A 16,637-nucleotide genomic window follows, 5' to 3' on the forward strand; every position below is an offset into this window, starting at 1 on the left:
GCTAGCCCTCCAGCCGCGCACGGCGCGCGAGCGGTCGGGTGAACAGCCCGGCGAGGTCGCCGGCCTGCTCGTAACCCTGGATCGGGGTGAACAGCAGCTCGATCGACCACTTGGTGGCGAGATCCTCGGCCTCCAGCGGATTGGCGAGGCCGAGGCCGCAGACCGTCAGGTCGGGCCGGGCCGCCCGGCAGCGGTCGAGCTGGTCGTCCAGGCTCTGCCCTTCCGTCACCGCCGTCCCGTCGGGGAGCAGCGCCAGGTCCTCGGCGAGGTGGCCGCGGTGCAGGTAGGGCGTGCCGACCTCGATCAGCGCGGCGCCCATCTCCCGCGACAGGAAGCGGGCGAGCGGCACTTCGAGCTGCGAATCGGGAAAGAAGAACACCCGCCGGCCGGACAAGGCGGCGCGATGGGCCTGGAGCGCCCGCGCGGCCCGGGCTCTTCCGGCCTCCGTCACCGCGACGACACGGGCGGGCGAGATCCCGAAGGCGCGGGCGGCGGCGGCCAGCCACAGGGTCGTGCCCTCGGCGCCGAGCGGGAACGGGGCCGGGATGCGGGTCGCGCCGCGATCCTCCAGCGCCCGGGCGGTGTCGGTGAGAAAGGGTTGCGCGAGGAGGTAGCGGGTGTTCGACCCGATGGGCGCCCGGTCCGCCGCCCGGCGCCCGGGCAGGAAGCGGACGTTGCCGATGCCGAGATCGGCAAACAGCCGCGCGAACTGGTCCTCGACCACGTCGGCGAGCGCGCCGACGACGACGAGGGATTCCTCGTTGCTCCGGGGCAGGTCAGGCACCAGGGCGGCAAGGCAGGCATCCTCGCCCTGCGTGAACGTCGTCTCGATGCCGCTGCCGGAATAGCTCAAGACCCGCACATCGGGCGCGAAGGTGCCCGAGAGGCGCGACGCGGCGCGGCCGAGATCGAGCTTGATCACCTCCGACGGGCAGGAGCCGACGAGGAACAGGAGCTTGATGTCGGGCCGGCGCTCCAGCAGGCGGCGCACCACCCGGTCGAGTTCCTCGTGCGCGTCGGTGGTGCCGGCGAGGTCGCGCTCCTCGATGATCGCGGTGGCAAAACGCGGCTCGGCGAAGATCATCACGCCGGCGGCCGACTGGATCAGGTGGGCGCAGGTGCGCGAGCCGACCACCAGGAAGAACGCGTCCTGGATCTTGCGGTGCAGCCAGACGATGCCGGTGAGCCCGCAGAACACCGCCCGCTGGCCGCGCTCGTGGCGGATCTCGGGACCGCAAGCGACCGGGGACGAAAGGGGCGAGGCCAAAGCCGTCATCGCGCCGCCCCCATCGCGTAAGTGGGCGCCTGCATCCGGGCGGCGCGCAGCTTGAGCAGGAACTGGCCGGCATTGACGAGGTAGGTGGCGTAAGCGCCAAGCGCGAGCCACATCAGCCCGGCGGTGCCGAGCGCGCCGGTGGCGAGCGCCACCAGGTAGGCGGTGTGGAGCGCCAGCACCAGCATGCTGACCGCGTCCTCCCAGAAGAAGGCCGGGGCGAACAGGTAGCGCCCGAACACCGCCTTCTCCCACAGGGAGCCGGTGACCATGATCGCGTAGAGGGCCAGGGTCTTGGCGACCACCGAGGCGTTGGCGAGGGCCGCGCCCTCCCCGGTCGCCAGGGTGCGCGAGACCAGGGCGAGGCTCACCAGGAAGACCGCGAACTGGAGCGGGGCCAGCACCCCCTGGACCAGGGTCCAGGGCGACGCATCGCGGCGGCGACGCTCGGCCTCGCTGTAGAGAAACGGCCGGTCCATGGACGTCGCCATCGCGCCTGCCCTCACCTGATCCGACCCGCGTTGGCCGCGGATGCCGATGGACGAAGCCTAGGGCCGGCGGCGGCGAAGTGTCAACCTAAGTTGACACTCGATCGTGATGACATTCCGGCGAGGCTCTCGCGAAAGCGCCTTGCGGGGAAACGCCGAGGCTGTATCCTGGAATGAATCCGGATGACGCCGCTCCACAACGGCGCTCCCAAGGTAGAAAACCCGAAACAAGGTCGAGACAACTCGATTTTCCGGAGCATCGGGGAGGTGCCGGTGGGAGATCAAGCACAGGCCGGTACCTTGCCCGGCGACAGATCAAGCGCCCGTGACCGGGCTTTTCACGACCGGTCTTCCCTCGATACAAACTCAGGGGGAGTACAAAGGCGCCTGCGCTGGCGGGACGACCTCGCACAGGTCGTCGAATCCGAGATCATCCCGCGGCTGATGCTCGCCCATCGCAGCGACCGGCAGCCGCGCGCTCTTCCCCCTCGCGCCGCCCGCACGAGCGGGACCGGCGATATCGAGCGCCTCGGCGCCCTGCTGCTGCTGCCCGAGGACCGCGACGTGCTCGCCGAGATCCGCGGCCTGATCGGCGACGGCATGAGCCTCGAGGAGGTGCTGACCGGCCTGCTGGCGCCCACGGCCCGGCATATCGGCCGGCTGTGGGAGGAGGACGTCTGCGACTTCGTCCAGGTGACGACCGCGATGGCGCGGCTGCGCCGCCTCGTCCACGACCTCGAAACCCTCTGCCTCGACCCGCAGCCGGTCGATCCGGCGAGCCGGCGCGTCCTGCTGATGCCCGCTCCGGCCGAGACCCACACCTTCGGGCTGACGCTGACGGCGCATTTCCTCGCCCAGGCCGGCTGGGAGGTGACGACGAGCTTCGACCCCCACCCCGCCGAGGCGCTGGAGCGCCTGCGGGCCGAGTGGTTCGACGTGGTCGGCCTGTCGCTCTCCTGCGACGTCTGCGTCGACCGGCTGGTCGCGGTGGTCCCGGTGCTGCGACGCGCCTCGCGCAACCGCGACTTGCGGGTGATGGTCGGCGGTCCCGCTTTCCAGGGCCGGCCCGACCGGATCCGGCTCGTCGGCGCCGATGCGGCTGTCGACGATGCGCGCGATGCGCCGGAAATCGTGCAAAGCTTGCTTGATCTGCGGATTAGAGCCTGCTGAAAGACCTGTTCGATGCGGTCGGCGTGTGTTGGTGGCCCTTGAACAGACCCGTGAGCCCTGCTGCGAAGGAATCGTTCGCGGTGCTGCGAGACGCCGTCTCCCGCCTCGATCCCCGGATGACGGGCAGCCTCGTTGCTGCCGCCAGCGACGTGTCGCTCGTCGTCGACGGTGAGGGGATCATCCGCGACGCCGCCTTCGCGGCCGACGGGCTGTCGGAGGAGGCCGGCGACCGGTGGCTGGGGCGGCGCTGGGTCGACACCGTCACGGTCGAGAGCCGGCCGAAGATCCTGAGCCTGATCGAGGATGCGGCGCCCGGCACCGTCACCCGCTGGCGCCAGGTCAACCACCCCTCCGCGCAAGGCGGCGTCGACGTGCCGATCCGCTACGCGGCGCTTCGCGTCCCCGACGACGACCGCATCATCGTGATTGGCCGGGACCTCCGGGCGCTCTCGGCCCTGCAGCAGCGCCTGGCCGAGTCGCAGCAGGCGCTGGAGCGTGATTACGCCCGCCTGCGCAGCGCCGAGACGCGCTACCGGGTGCTGTTCCAGCTCGCCGGCGAGCCGATCCTGATCGTCGACGCCGCCACGCGCCGCGTCACCGAGATCAACCCGGCCGCCGCGAGGCTGCTCGGCCGGGCGGTCAAGCGCATCGTCGGGCGCGACCTCGTCGACCTGTTCGAGCCCGAGGGCGCCCGCGCCGTCCAGGCGCTCCTCGTGGGCCTGCGCCTCACCGGCCAGGCGGAGGACCTCACCGCCCGCCTCGCGCAACGGCGCGGCGAGGCGCGGGTCTCCGCCACCCTGTTTCGCGAGGAGGCCGGGATGAACATCCTGGTGCGCCTCTCCGCCCTCAACCCCGCTCCCACCCCGACGGCGTCGCGCTCGGGCGCGATCGAGGTGATCGAGGCGATGCCCGAGGGCTTCGTCGTCACCGACCGCGACCGGCGCATCATCGGCGCCAATGCCGCCTTCCTCGACCTCGCGCAGCTCGCCACCGAGCACCAGGCCAAGGGCGAATCGCTCGAGCGCTGGCTCGGCCGCGAGGGGACCGAGGTCGCGGCCCTGTTCACCACGCTGTCCGATCACGGCTCGGTGCGCCACTTCGCCACCGTGGTGCGGGGCGAGTTCGGGGCGGTCGACGAGGTCGAGGTCGCGGCGGTCTCGGTGCCGGGGGGCGACCGGCCCTGCTTCGGCTTCACCCTGCGCACCCTGCCCCGCCGCGTCGCCGCGGTGGCGCCGGGCGGGCGCGAGCTGCCGCGCTCGGTCGAGCACATGACCGAGCTCGTCGGCCGCGTCTCGATGAAGGCGCTGGTGCGCGAGACCACCGACCTGATCGAGCGCCTGTGCATCGAGGCGGCCCTGCGCATCACGAACGACAACCGCGCCTCGGCAGCCGAGATGCTGGGCCTCAGCCGGCAGGGCTTCTACGCCAAGATGCGCCGCTACGGCCTCGGCGACCTCGACGGGGCCGAGGAGGCGGACGAGAGCACGGACTGAAGGCGCAAGTCTTCGATCCCGCTCTCCGGATCCACTCCGACTTGAGGAATCAATTCTCTAAAGTCGACCCCTTCCGATCGCGACCCTGTCCCCAGACACGGCCCCTGCTCGCCCGGCAGAGAACTCCGGAGATCTCCGATTCAGCCGGAACTCTCCTGCGAGACTGCGCGATCTTCGATGACGCGGCACCTCGGCGCGAGGCCGTTGGTGAGATAGACTATACGACATCGATCCACCCGCTCCCGCGCGCGTGGCGACGCACACTCCCCCTGCGCTCACGATGCCGCCGCCCGAATGTAAAGTTTACTTGACACTTCTCGGGGGCCGTCCCACCCTCGCGGCATGACGACCGAGCCTCTGATCAAGCCCCTGATCACGCCGCCTGCGGTTCCGGCGCCCCGGGCGCTCCTGGAACTGCTGAAGCCGATCACGTGGTTCGCGCCGATGTGGGCCTTCGCCTGCGGGGTGATCTCCTCCGGCGTCGCGCTCCAAGGGCGCTGGCCCGTGGCGATCGCCGGCATCCTGCTCGCCGGGCCCCTCGTCTGTGCCACGAGCCAGGCGGCGAACGACTGGTTCGACCGGCACGTCGACGCCATCAACGAGCCGCGGCGGCCGATCCCGTCCGGCCGCATCCCGGGCCGCTGGGGCCTCTACGTGGCGATCGCCTGGACGCTCCTGTCGCTCGCGGTCGCCTCCCTGCTCGGGCCGTGGGTTCTGGGAGCGGCCTTCTTCGGGCTGGCGCTGGCCTGGCTCTACAGCGCGCCGCCGGTCCGGCTGAAGCGCGACGGCTGGTGGGGCAACGCTGCCTGCGGCCTCGCTTACGAGGGCCTGCCCTGGTTCACGGGCGCCGCCGTGATGGGAAGCGCCCTGCCGGACGGGCGGACCCTCCTGGTCGCCGCCCTCTACAGCCTGGGCGCCCACGGCATCATGACCCTCAACGACTTCAAGTCGATGGAGGGCGACCGGCGCACCGGCATCCGCTCGCTGCCGGTCCGGCTCGGCGCAGCCCCCGCCGCCCGTCTCGCCTGCTGGGTCATGGCGGTGCCGCAAGCGGTGGTGGTTGCCCTGCTCATCGCCTGGAATACGCCCTGGCACGCCGCCCTCGTCGCCGCGCTTCTCGCCGGCCAGGGCGTGCTGATGCGCCGCTTCCTCGCCGATCCGCACGGTCGAGCGGCCTGGTACAACGGCACCGGCACGCTTCTCTACGTGCTCGGCATGCTGACCGCGGCGCTCGCCCTGCACGGGGGCCTCGCATGACCGGGCCGGCCTCCTTCGGCTGGGGCACGATCCTGCGCCTCGGCCTCGTTCAGACCGCGCTCGGCGCCATCGTGGTGCTGATCACCTCGACGCTCAACCGCGTGATGGTGGTGGAACTGGCGCTGCCGGCCGCACTCCCCGGCGCGCTGGTGGGACTGCACTACGCCGTGCAGGTGCTGCGGCCGCGCTGGGGCTACGGCTCCGACGTGGGCAAACGCCGCACGCCCTGGATCGTCGGCGGCATGGCGCTGCTGGCGCTCGGCGGGGCCGGCGCCGCGCTTGGCACGGCGATCGTCGCGAACCATCCGGCGGCGGGGTACGGGCTCCTCGTCCTGTCCTTCCTCGGAGTCGGCATCGGGGTCGGGGCGGCCGGCACCTCGCTCCTCGTGCTGCTCTCGACCGGCGTGGCACCCCACCGCCGGGGCGCGGCCGCGACGATCGTCTGGATCATGATGATCGCCGGCTTCGTCGTCACCGCGCCGACCGCCGGGCACCTCATCGATCCGTTCTCGCCTTCCCGCCTCGTCGCGGTGTCGAGCGGGGTGTCGGTGATCGCCTTCCTGGTCGCGGTGCTCGCGCTCTGGGGCGTCGAGCCGGCGCGGGCCCCCGCGCCCGTTCAGGCCCGGCAGGCGCGGCCCTTCGCGAAGGTTCTCGTCGAGGTCTGGGCCGAGCCGGAGGCGCGGCGCTTCACGGTCTTCGTGTTCCTGGCGATGCTGGCCTACAGCGCGCAGGAACTGATCCTCGAGCCCTTCGCCGGCCTCGTCTTCGCCCTGTCGCCGGGCGCCACCACCAAGCTCTCCGGCCTCCAGAACGGCGGGGTGCTCGCCGGCATGGTATTCGTTGCCCTCATCACCGCCAACGGGCGCGGGGCCTTCGCCTCCTTACGCCTCTGGACCGTCACCGGCTGCCTCGGCTCGGCCGCCGCGCTCGCGGCGATCGCGGCCTGCGGGTTCGCCGGGCCCGGAGCGCCGTTGCGGGCGTGCGTCGTCGGGCTCGGCCTGTTCAACGGCATCTTCGCCGTCGCGGCGATCGGCCAGATGATGGCGCTCGCCGGCACCGGCAACGCCCCCGACGGCGAGAGCCGGCACGGCACCCGGATGGGTGTGTGGGGGGCGGCGCAAGGGATCGCCTTCGGGCTCGGGGGATTCCTCGGCGCGGCGGGAGTCGATCTCGCCCGGCTCGCCTTCGGCACCGTGGTGCCGGCCTATGCGGCGGTGTTCGTCACGGAAGCCGCGCTGTTTCTCGTCGCGGCCGGGCTGGCCGTGCGGATCGGGCGGCCGAGCGTGAGGGTGCGGGCGATCGAGAGCCTGTCGGTGCGGCACGCGATGTGAGGGTCGGCATGACTTGGAAGCACGATGTCATGATGGGCTCGAATCTCCCACCCACGACCTCATCCTGAGGTGCGACTGAAAGGAGCCTCGAAGGAGGGCTCCAGTTGGCTCGGAGACTTCTGGAGCCCTCCTTCGAGGCTCGCTTCGCTCACACCTCAGGATGAGGTCGTGGGTGGGATGAACTCACGACGGACGCGAACGCATCCTAAGCAGACTTGCGTTGGCCGACCAACGCTTCGCCCGCTCAGGTTCTTGTTTCGTCGCTGATTTTTCGCGCCGAACCGGTCACCGCTTCGGCGAAGTCTGCTTAGAGGAATCCGGTCGCCGAACCCGGCCCGGACGACCCGGAGGCACGGCCATGGACGAGCCAATCGTCGACGCGGTGGTGGTGGGAGGGGGACCGGCCGGGGCGACGGCGGCGACCGATCTGGCGCGACTCGGGCGCCGGGTCGTGCTGCTCGACCGGGCCGGGCGCATCAAGCCCTGCGGCGGCGCGATCCCGCCCCGCCTGATCCGCGACTTCGCCATCCCCGACGAGCTGCTAGTGGCCAAGATCCGTTCCGCCCGGATGGTCTCGCCGCGGGACCGGGCGGTGGACATGCCGGTCGGCGAGGGCTTCGTCGGCATGGTCGATCGCGGGCCCTTCGACGAGTGGCTGCGCGTGCGCGCCGCGCTCGCCGGTGCCGAGCGGATGACAGGCACGTACCTGCGCCTCAGCCGCGCCGGGGACGGCCCGGTGACGCTGCATTACCGGGATGCGAAAGGCGACGAGGCGACGATCCGCACCCGCCTCGTCATCGGGGCCGACGGCGCCAATTCGGCGGTCGGGCGCCAGGAGATCCCGGCGCATGCCCGGATGCGGCAGGTCTTCGCCTACCACGAGATCGTGCGCACGCCGTCGAACGGAGCATTTTCCGACGAAGTGGATACCGGTTCGTCGAAGGAAATGCGACAAAACCAAAGATCGAGTGCAGTCGATGCGACACGCTGCGACGTCTATTACCAGGGCGTGCTCTCGCCGGACTTCTACGCCTGGATCTTCCCGCACGGCGACACGCTGAGCATCGGCACCGGCAGCGCCCGAAAAGGGTTCTCGCTGCGCGGCGCGGTGGGGCGGCTTCGCGCCGCGACCGGGCTCGACCGCGGCGAGACGATCCGGCGCGAGGGCGCGCCGCTGCCGCTGAAACCCCTCTCGCGCTTCGACAACGGCCGCGACGTGCTGCTCACCGGCGACGCCGCCGGCCTCGTCGCCCCGGCCTCGGGCGAGGGCATCTACTACGCCATGTTCGGCGGGCGGCTCGCGGCCGAGGCGGCCCACGACTTCCTGGCGACCGGCAACCCCCGCGCCTTGGGCGCGGCGCGGCGCCGCTTCCTCAAGGCGCATGGACGGGTGTTCTGGATCCTGCGGCTGATGCAGGGCGTCTGGTACCGCAACGATTCACTGCGCGAGCGCTTCGTCAGCATCTGCCGCGACCCCGACGTGCAGTCGCTCACCTGGGACGCCTACATGAACAAGGAACTGGTGCGGGCCAAACCCGCGGCCCATGCGCGGATCTTCTTCAAGGATCTCGCCCACCTCTTCCGCTGGGTCTCGCCGTGATCGACGCGCTCGGGGGACGCTGGGGCCCGATCCTGGTGGCGGCCGTCTCGGCCATCGTGGTGGCGGGAGCGGGCGCGTGGCTGACCACGCTCGGGCCCTGGTACCGGAGCCTGCAGGTCCCGTCCTGGAAGCCGCCCGACTGGGCGTTCGGCCCGGTCTGGACCACGATCTTCACGCTGACCGCCATTGCCGGCGTGCTGGCCTGGAACGCGGCGCCGGAGGGGCCCGAGCGGGCCTGGCTCCTTGCCGCCTTCGCGGTGAACGGGATCCTCAACATCGCCTGGAGCGGCGTGTTCTTCCGCCTGCAGCGACCGGACTGGGCGCTGATCGAGGTGGCGGCGCTCTGGCTCTCGGTGGCGTTGCTGATCGTGGTGGTCGGGCGGCATTCCGGCCTCGGGGCCTTGCTTCTGGCGCCGTATCTGGTCTGGGTCGGCACCGCCGCGACGCTCAACTGGTCGATCGTGCGGCTCAACGGGCCGTTCTGAACGATCCGGCAAAGCATCGGCCGCACGGGTGAAGGTCCGTCCGCGCCAGTCATCGCACCGAGTTCTCGCATCGCGAAAAATCGGATTGCCCGAGACCGGTTCGACGCGGATGCGACATCGTGAACCGCGGGGCGATTTCGGCGAACCCCGCCCTATGTCCCAGATTTGAAGTCTTCGACCGCGACGTTTCCCAAGGTGATTCCCCCGATCGACTGTACCTCCCGGAGGCAGTCAGGAGGATTGATGCGTGCTTGACCTCCTCGCCGGCAGCCACATCGTCGATGCCGCGCTGCTGATCGTCGCGGCAGAGGCTCTCTTGCTCGTCCTGTGGCGCCGCCGGGGCGGGCCCGGGCGGGGAGCGCTTCTCATCAACCTCGCCTCGGGCGCCTGCCTGATGCTGGCCCTGCGCGCCGTGCTCGCCGGGGCGCCCGGATACTGGCTCGCCGCGTCCCTCGCCGGGGCGGGCGCGGCCCATGTCGCCGATCTCTGGCTGCGGCTGCGCTCCGCCGCCCCATAACCCTCCGGAGGAAGCCTCTTATGCGACGCCCGTCCGTCACCCGCCGCACGCTTTCGACCTTGGTTCTCGGCGCCAGCGCGCTCGCCCTCGGGGCGAGCGCAGCGCAAGCGCAAGCAGCCTCCTCCGACCTCGTCGAGAAGGGCCGCTACCTCGCGACAGCCGGCGATTGCGTCGCCTGCCACACCGCGCCGGGCGGCAAGCCCTATGCGGGCGGGCTCTACATCACCTTCCCGGGCGGCATCGGCAAGCTCGCGACGCCGAACATCACCCCCGACAAGGAAACCGGCATCGGCAGCTGGAGCGACGACGACTTCAAGCGCGCCATGCACCAGGGCATCACCAAGAACGGCAGCTACCTTTACCCCGCCTTCCCCTTCCCCTGGTACACCCGCATCACCGACGAGGACGTGGCGGCGATCAAGGCCTACCTGTTCTCCCTCGAGCCGGTGCACGCCCCGCGCAAACCCGCCGACATCGCCTTCCCGTTCAGCATCCGCGACGGGCTCCTCGCCTGGCGCCTGGCCTTCTTCACCGAGGGGCGCTTCAAGCCCGACCCGAAGGCGAGCGACGAGGTCAATCGCGGCGCCTACCTGGTCGAGGGACCGGGCCATTGCGGCGCCTGCCACAACGGCAGCAAGCTCGTCGGCGCCTCGCAATGGAGCGGCTACCTCGAGGGCGGCACGATCGACGGCTGGTACGCCCCGAACCTGTCGGGCGACGACAAGGAGGGCTTAGGGCTCTGGAGCCAGGACCAGCTCTTCACCTACCTCAAGACCGGCGCCGCGCCGGGCCGCGCCGGCGTGGTCGCCGGGCCGATGCGGCAGGTGATCGAGGAGAGCCTGAGCAAGATGAGCGACGGCGACGTGCGCGCCATCGCCGCCTATCTCAAGACGCTGGCGCCGAAGCCCACCTACACGCCCGACGTGAAGTCCGACTTCAAGCAGGCCTCCGCGGCCCCGGGCGCCGACACCTACCTCAACCGCTGCGTCGCCTGCCACCGGCCGGACGGCCAGGGCATGCCGGGGGCGATTCCGGCGCTGGCCGGCAACGGCGCCGTGCTGGCCAAGGGGCCCGAGACGATGATCCGGGTGATCCTCGGCGGCCTCGACGCCAAGGGCGAATACGCGGCAATGCCGGCGGTGGGCGTCGGGATGACCGATGCGGAGATCGCCAACGTCACGAACTACGTCCGCCAGACCTTCGGCAACCAGGCCCCTCCGACCGCCGAGCCCGGCCAGGTGGCGACGTTGCGCGCCGACACCAAGACGATGCTCGCCGGCAACGCCCCCTGCGAGACCGTCTCGAACCCGACCCTGGCCGAGGCGCTGAAGACCGCGGATGCGGCGGGCCAGCTCAAGGACGTGAAGGCCGAGCAGATGCTGCCCCGGATCGCCACCCTGCTGCCGGCGGTTCGCCAGGCCGCCCCGCAGATGAGCACGGCCGATCTCGTCAACGGGCTGACCGCCACCTATTGCCAGGTGGCCGACCGCAACGCCACCGGGCTCGACTGGCCGACGACGCTGGGCGCCTTCGCGGGCGTGGTCTACGGGCAGTTGAAGACGCCGAACCGGGCGGAGAAGTAGATCGGAGACTCCGGTCGATCGGTCCAGACACGCAATCCCACCCGCAATCTCATCCTGAGGTGTTGGTCGATCTTCGATCGACCGACCTCGAAGGAGGGCTCCAGGAAGCTCAGTGATTTCTGGAGCCCTCCTTCGAGGCTCCCTTTGGTCGCACCTCAGGATGAGGTCGCGCGTGGGACGAAAGAGTTCACTGCGGTACATATCTCATACCGACGGTCGTTGAAAACGACCTCTGGTTCCGTTCTCGAGTTTTCGCCAAACCTCTGGCTTGGTGTCGAGAATTCGAGATGGGTCAACGGCCCCGTCGATCTCGGGCCTGCCCGAGATCGAATCGATGCGTCAGCATCTCGGGCCGTTGGTATCACACGTAGAACGGACCCCCGCTCCGTCGGCGTGACAGGAAAGCGCCCCGCCTGCGTCAATCGGGCGGACCCCGTCCGCCATACAGGAGCAGGGCTTTGCCGCCTCCCGCCGCGACGGCTACAAGCGGGCCCGTCCGGGTCCGTTGTCCGGCCGCGCGGGGAATGACGCATGACGGTGTCGAGCGACGACGAACTGGAGAGCTTGCGGCGAATCGGCCGCATCGTCGCCGACGCGCTGGAGATCATGGGCCGGGCGATCGAGCCCGGCATCACCACCCGCGAACTCGATGGAATCGGGCGGGATTTCCTGGAGCGGGAAGGCGCCCGCTCGGCGCCGGAGACCGTCTACGGCTTTCCCGGCGCGACCTGCATCAGCGTCAACGAGGAGATCGCCCACGGCATCCCGGGCGAGCGCCGCATCGCGGCGGGCGACCTCGTCAATATCGACGTCTCGGCCGAGAAGGACGGCTGGTTCTCCGATACCGGCGCCTCCTTCGCGGTGCCGCCGGTGACCCGGGCGGTCGAGCGGCTGTGCCGGGACGGGCGCCGGGCGATGTGGACCGGCCTGCGCCAGGTCGGGGCCGGCAAGCCGCTCGCCGGCATCGGCCGGGCGGTCGGCGCCTTCGCCAAGAAGAACGGCTACACCCTGGTGCGCAACCTCGCGAGCCACGGCGTCGGCGCCTCGCTGCACGAGGAGCCGACCGAGATCGCGACCTGGCCAGACGCCTCCGAGCGCCGGATCATGACGGACGGGCTGGTCTTCACCGTCGAGCCGTTCCTGTCGCTCGGCGCCGATTTCGCCGAGAACCGGGACGACGATCCCTGGACGCTCTATAGCCGCCCGAAGGCGCTCACGGTCCAGTACGAGCACACCGTGGTGGCGACCCGCAACGGGCCGCTCGTCCTCACCATGCCGAGCCAGTAAGCAGATTTCGCGAAAGTGGTCGCCGGTTTTGCGAAAAAATCTGCGAAAAAAAGCGCCAGCACTCAGCGGAGCCAGTAGCGATCGGGCTTCAGCGGCGGCGGCACCGGCTCGCCCAGCGCATCCTGCACCACCCCGTCGACGACCTGCAGCAGCGCGTCGAGGGGCAGGTCGTTGGCCGCCGTGCCGAACGGCTCCTCCAGCTCGTCGCCGAGCGTGTCGAGGCCGAAGAACGTGTAGGCGACCAAGGCCGTCGCCACCGGCGTGCCCCAGCCGAGGGACTCGGCCAGCCCGAAGGGCAGGAGCAGGCAATAGAGCCAGGCGGTGCGGTAGAGGAGCAGCGTGTAGGCGAACGGGAGCGGCGTGCCCTGGATGCGCTCGCAGGCCGCCTGCACCCCCGACAGGCCGGCGAGCTTCTGCTCGATCAGCCCGAACGACACGTCGCTCAAACGACCCTGACGGAGGGCCGCGCCGAGATCGGCGGCGAGGTTGGCCAAGGCCGCGTCGGCCGGGCTGGCGCAGGCCGGGAGGCGTGCGCGCTCGGCCTCCGGCAGGTGGGGAGCGGCCGCCGCCGCGGCGTCCTGCCCGCGCAGGCGGGCGTGGAGCGCGTGGGTGAAGCCGGCCAGCCGCATGAGGCAGCGCCGGCGCATGGCCGCGTTCTCGGCCTCGTCGTCCGGCAGCAGGGCCCCGAGCAGGCGGGCGAGGCCGCGCGCCTCGACGATCAGGCTGCCCCAGACCTTCCGGGCCTCCCACCAGCGGTCGTAGCAGGCGTTGTTGCGGAAGCTGAGGAAGATCGACAGGGCAAGCCCGATCAGGGTGAACGGCCCGATCCCGGCATGGAGCGGGAGCGTCCGCGCCCAGCCCTGCTCGGTCGCCACCACCAGGCAGGCGACCGCCGTGATGGCGACCACCCGCGGGGCGATCTGCGGCAGGATCGACCCGCGCAGCGCGAACAGGATCGCGAGGGCGCCGGGGCGGGGACGGACGATCATCGGGGGCGCAATCCGGGCGGGAACGGGTGCGCGGTCATCCGCTCGCGGGCGGCCGGGGTCAAGCGGGATCGACGAGTGATCAATCCGATCCCTGCGGCCACTGAAGACTTTGGACGCTATCCCAATCCGTGACCTCATCCTGAGGTGCCCACGAAGCGAGCCTCGAAGGAGGGCTCCAGATAGACCTGAGATGTCTGGAGCCCTCCTTCGAGGCTCGCTTCGCTCACACCTCAGGATGAGGTCGCGAATGGGATAGACGTTCGGAGGCTCGAACCGTCGCTCACCCGCCCGACTTCGCGCTCGCCGTCACGTCGATGTCCACCCCCACCTGCAGGGCGACCATCGAGTCGTTGGCCCAGGGGCCCTGGCCGACGCCGTAATCGGTGCGCACGAGGTCGAGATGGCCGACCGCGTGGGCGCTGCCGCCCGAGACCGTGAGGGTGAACGGGAGGGTCACGTCCTTGCGCAGGCCGCGGATCGTCAGCGTGCCGATCGCGTCGTAGGCGTCGCCCCCCTTGGCGACGAAGCGGGTCGCCTCGAAGCGGGCCTGCTTGTCCTTGCTGGCGTTGAACCAGTCGGCCTGCGGCAGGGCCTCGTCGCGCTGCTTGTCGCCGGTCTCGGCGCTGGTGAGATCGATGAGCACCACCGCCTTGCCGGCCTCGGGCTTCTGCGGATCGAAGCTGATCTGCGCGTCGTAGCGGGTGAAGCGGCCCTTGAACGGCGCACCGACCTGGGTGCCCGAGAAGCCGATGCGGCTCTTGGATTGGTCGACGGTCCAGTCGGCGGCCTGCGCGGCGAGAGGCGCGGCGAAGAGAGCGGCGGTCAGGCCGAGGGCGAGGCGGAAGGGTTTCATCGCGAGGAAACCTCGGGTTTCGCGCTCCGACGCGGCACCAGGGGCAGCATCCGCCACAGGGTGTCGTCGCGCAGCGCGAGGTGATGGCGCAGGGCCGCGCCGACATGCAGGAGGAGGAGGGCGATCAGCAGCCAGGCGCCGTAGCTGTGGACGAGCTTCAGCACGCCCTCGACCGCCGCCTTGTTCGGCAATTCGGGCAGGACAGGCAGGTGCGGCCACGGGATCACCCCGTAGAGCACCGTCGGGATGTTGTAGGGCGAGGCAGAGACCATCGCCCAGCCGACGAGCGGCATGGCCAGCAGCAGGCCGTAGAGCGCGAGATGCGCCGCACCCGCCGCCCGCCGCTCGGCCTTCGGCATCGCCGCGGGCAGCGGCGGCGGCGCGTGGAACAGGCGCCAGACGACGCGCAACGCCATCAGCACCAGCACGGTGAGGCCGATGGATTTGTGCCACTGGTAGAACGCGAAGCGGTCCATCGGCGGCAGCGAGCCCCGCGTCATCGCGAGGCCCAGGCCCAGAAGGGCCAGGATGCCGAGGGCGATCAGCCAGTGCAGCACGATCGCCACGAGGGTGTAGCGACGGGGCGTCGCGACCATGTGCATGACCCGATGACCTCCGGCTCTCGATTTACTGGTCCTTGCGCTCGAAGGCGCCGTGGAGGGTGAGCTGGACCTCGTCGCTGACCGCCGGCACGAAGGTCTTCACGCCGAAATCCGAGCGCTTGAGCGTGCCCTTGGCCTCGAAGCCGACGGTCTGCTTCTTGTTCATCGGGTTGGCGCCGGCGCCGACCAGCGTCACCTCGAGGGTCACGGGCTTGGTCACGCCGTGCAGGGTCAGGTCGCCGACGACCTTGGCCTTGTCCTTGCCCTCCGGGGTCACCTTGGTCGAGGTGAAGGTCATCTCCGGGAACTGGGCGGCATCGAGCCACTTGTCGCTCTTCAGCGAATCGACGAGGTGCTGGCTCGGCGCGTAGAGCGACTTCACCGGGATGGAGACCTTCAGCTTGCTCTCGGCGGGCTTGGCCGGCTGCAGGTCGAGGGTGCCCGACACGTCCGAGAAGATGCCGGTATAGGGCGAGAAGCCGAAATGGTTGACCGTGAACAGCGCCTGGGTGTGGTTCGGGTCGACCACGTAGGAGCCCGCCTGGATCTGGGCGGGGTCGCGGGTCGCCTGGGCGCTGGCCGGCACGGCGAGGGCGAGACCGGCGGCGAGGCCGAGGGCGAGGACGGACAGCTTCACGAGAACACTCCGTGTGTCGGGGGCGGCGGGCCTGCGATCAGGTCTCCCGCACTGCACCCGTCTTTGCGGCGCCCGGCTTAAGCCGGTTCCGTCGCGGGCGTAAGACAGCTAAACCGGGACGCATGGTTGCTGGTTCGGAAACCTTCCGGGGCTCCCTCTCCGACGTGAGGGCCTTTTGTGCCGTCGTCGATCACGGAACCGTGACCCAGGCGGCGGAAATTCTCGGCGAGACCAAGGGCAGCATCAGCCGCCGCATCTCGCGGCTGGAGCAGGAACTCGGCGTCACCCTGCTCGCCCGCACGCCGCGGGCGGTCTCGCCGACGGTGGAGGGCCTGGCCTTCCACGCCAAGGCGCAGGAGAGCCTCGCCCTCCTCGACGAGGCGCGGGAGACGGCGCGGGACGCCCGCACCCTGCCCCGCGGCCACCTGCGGGTCACCACCTCGATCGATTTCGGCATCGAGGTGATGCCCGACCTCGTGGCGAGCTTCCGGGTGCTCTACCCGCAGGTCACGATCGACCTGCTCATCACCGATACGCGGCTCGACCTGGCCGCCAACCGCATCGACCTGGCGTTGCGGCTGGGCAGCGGCGAGGGCCAGGACGGCGGCTACCGCGCACCGGTCCTGGCGAGCCTGATGATCGGCCTCTACGCCGCGCCGTCCTACCTCGCCGCCCGCGGCGCCCCGGACAACCTCGACGACCTCGCCCATCACGACCTGATCCTGTCGCGCGAGCGCCTAGGCTCGGCCCCGGTGCGGCTCTCCGACGCCCAGGGCCGCGAGGGCCACATCACCGCCCGGCCGGCGATCCGCGCCACCGACTACGCCACGGTGCTGCGCCTGACCCGGACCGGCGCCGGCATCGGCCACATCCCGAGCCTGGTGGCGGCCCGGGCCCTCCAGGACGGGGCGCTGGTGCCGGTACTGCCGGACTGGGCGAGCCGTGGCGGCGTGCTGCGCGCCGTCAGCCTCGCCGGCCGCGAATTGCCGGCCCGGGTGCGGCTGTTTCGCGACCATGTCCGCCTCGGCCTCGCGGCGAGGCGGGAGGAGACGGCGCCGGGGTGAGGCCCCGG

At 70.8% G+C, this 16,637-nt stretch carries 16 protein-coding genes; 10 read left to right on the top strand and 6 right to left on the bottom strand.

Annotated elements, in window-relative coordinates; all coding sequences use genetic code 11:
* Window position 1 precedes the first annotated feature (1 nt).
* Together AC3AOF_RS17055 and bchF are read right to left on the bottom strand one after the other, a co-directional pair.
* Window positions 2-1,276, bottom strand: a complete 1,275-nt coding sequence (locus AC3AOF_RS17055) for a ferredoxin:protochlorophyllide reductase (ATP-dependent) subunit N (RefSeq protein ID WP_488345973.1) — start codon at window positions 1,274-1,276, stop codon at window positions 2-4.
* A complete protein-coding gene (gene bchF, locus AC3AOF_RS17060) occupies window positions 1,273-1,764 on the bottom strand; it encodes a 2-vinyl bacteriochlorophyllide hydratase (protein WP_236989722.1) in 492 nt (163 codons plus the stop codon). Before bchF ends, AC3AOF_RS17055 begins: the two co-directional genes overlap by 4 nt.
* A gap of 441 nt (window positions 1,765-2,205) precedes the next feature.
* Here bchF and AC3AOF_RS17065 point away from each other — a divergent pair, with 441 nt between their 5' ends.
* From AC3AOF_RS17065 to map, 9 genes are all read left to right on the top strand, one after another.
* On the top strand, window positions 2,206-2,931 hold the full coding sequence (locus AC3AOF_RS17065; protein WP_488345974.1) for a cobalamin B12-binding domain-containing protein: 726 nt from the start codon (window positions 2,206-2,208) through the stop codon (window positions 2,929-2,931).
* 80 nt (window positions 2,932-3,011) lie between these two features.
* A complete protein-coding gene (ppsR, locus tag AC3AOF_RS17070; protein WP_236989720.1) occupies window positions 3,012-4,424 on the top strand; it encodes a transcriptional regulator PpsR in 1,413 nt (470 codons plus the stop codon).
* Between the two features lie 342 nt (window positions 4,425-4,766).
* Complete coding sequence (gene chlG / locus AC3AOF_RS17075) at window positions 4,767-5,681, top strand: chlorophyll synthase ChlG (protein WP_488345975.1); 915 nt, start codon at window positions 4,767-4,769, stop codon at window positions 5,679-5,681.
* On the top strand, window positions 5,678-7,012 hold the full coding sequence (locus tag AC3AOF_RS17080) for a BCD family MFS transporter (RefSeq protein WP_488345976.1): 1,335 nt from the start codon (window positions 5,678-5,680) through the stop codon (window positions 7,010-7,012). Before chlG ends, AC3AOF_RS17080 begins: the two co-directional genes overlap by 4 nt.
* A 358-nt stretch (window positions 7,013-7,370) precedes the next feature.
* On the top strand, window positions 7,371-8,612 hold the full coding sequence (locus AC3AOF_RS17085) for a geranylgeranyl diphosphate reductase (protein WP_488345977.1): 1,242 nt from the start codon (window positions 7,371-7,373) through the stop codon (window positions 8,610-8,612).
* Window positions 8,609-9,097 (top strand): TspO/MBR family protein, encoded by a 489-nt coding sequence (locus tag AC3AOF_RS17090; RefSeq protein ID WP_488345978.1) that lies wholly within the window; start codon window positions 8,609-8,611, stop codon window positions 9,095-9,097. The genes AC3AOF_RS17085 and AC3AOF_RS17090 overlap by 4 nt, the downstream gene beginning before the upstream one ends.
* A gap of 247 nt (window positions 9,098-9,344) precedes the next feature.
* Complete coding sequence (locus AC3AOF_RS17095; protein WP_236989715.1) at window positions 9,345-9,614, top strand: hypothetical protein; 270 nt, start codon at window positions 9,345-9,347, stop codon at window positions 9,612-9,614.
* A gap of 20 nt (window positions 9,615-9,634) precedes the next feature.
* A complete protein-coding gene (locus AC3AOF_RS17100) occupies window positions 9,635-11,197 on the top strand; it encodes a cytochrome c (RefSeq protein WP_236989714.1) in 1,563 nt (520 codons plus the stop codon).
* A 531-nt stretch (window positions 11,198-11,728) separates the two neighbouring features.
* Window positions 11,729-12,484, top strand: a complete 756-nt coding sequence (map, locus tag AC3AOF_RS17105) for a type I methionyl aminopeptidase (protein WP_236989713.1) — start codon at window positions 11,729-11,731, stop codon at window positions 12,482-12,484.
* 62 nt (window positions 12,485-12,546) lie between these two features.
* On the opposite strand, the gene AC3AOF_RS17110 is transcribed toward map, so the two are convergent.
* The 4 genes from AC3AOF_RS17110 to AC3AOF_RS17125 form a co-directional block, all read right to left on the bottom strand.
* The gene (locus tag AC3AOF_RS17110; protein WP_488345979.1) at window positions 12,547-13,473 is read right to left on the bottom strand and encodes a bestrophin family protein; all 927 of its coding nucleotides are present in this window, start codon (window positions 13,471-13,473) and stop codon (window positions 12,547-12,549) included.
* Window positions 13,474-13,753: 280 nt separating this feature from the next.
* The gene (locus AC3AOF_RS17115) at window positions 13,754-14,326 is read right to left on the bottom strand and encodes a YceI family protein (protein ID WP_236989711.1); all 573 of its coding nucleotides are present in this window, start codon (window positions 14,324-14,326) and stop codon (window positions 13,754-13,756) included.
* Window positions 14,323-14,928 carry a cytochrome b gene (locus tag AC3AOF_RS17120; protein ID WP_236989710.1) on the bottom strand — a complete coding sequence of 202 codons (606 nt, stop codon included), beginning with the start codon at window positions 14,926-14,928 and terminating at the stop codon, window positions 14,323-14,325. The genes AC3AOF_RS17115 and AC3AOF_RS17120 overlap by 4 nt, the downstream gene beginning before the upstream one ends.
* Window positions 14,929-14,953: 25 nt before the next feature.
* On the bottom strand, window positions 14,954-15,565 hold the full coding sequence (locus AC3AOF_RS17125) for a YceI family protein (RefSeq protein ID WP_236989709.1): 612 nt from the start codon (window positions 15,563-15,565) through the stop codon (window positions 14,954-14,956).
* Window positions 15,566-15,765: 200 nt separating this feature from the next.
* Between AC3AOF_RS17125 and AC3AOF_RS17130 the strand changes: the two genes are divergently transcribed.
* Window positions 15,766-16,629 carry a LysR family transcriptional regulator gene (locus AC3AOF_RS17130; protein ID WP_236989708.1) on the top strand — a complete coding sequence of 288 codons (864 nt, stop codon included), beginning with the start codon at window positions 15,766-15,768 and terminating at the stop codon, window positions 16,627-16,629.
* Window positions 16,630-16,637: the final 8 nt, after the last annotated feature.

This window comes from Methylobacterium sp. 142-1Y (assembly GCF_057747795.1).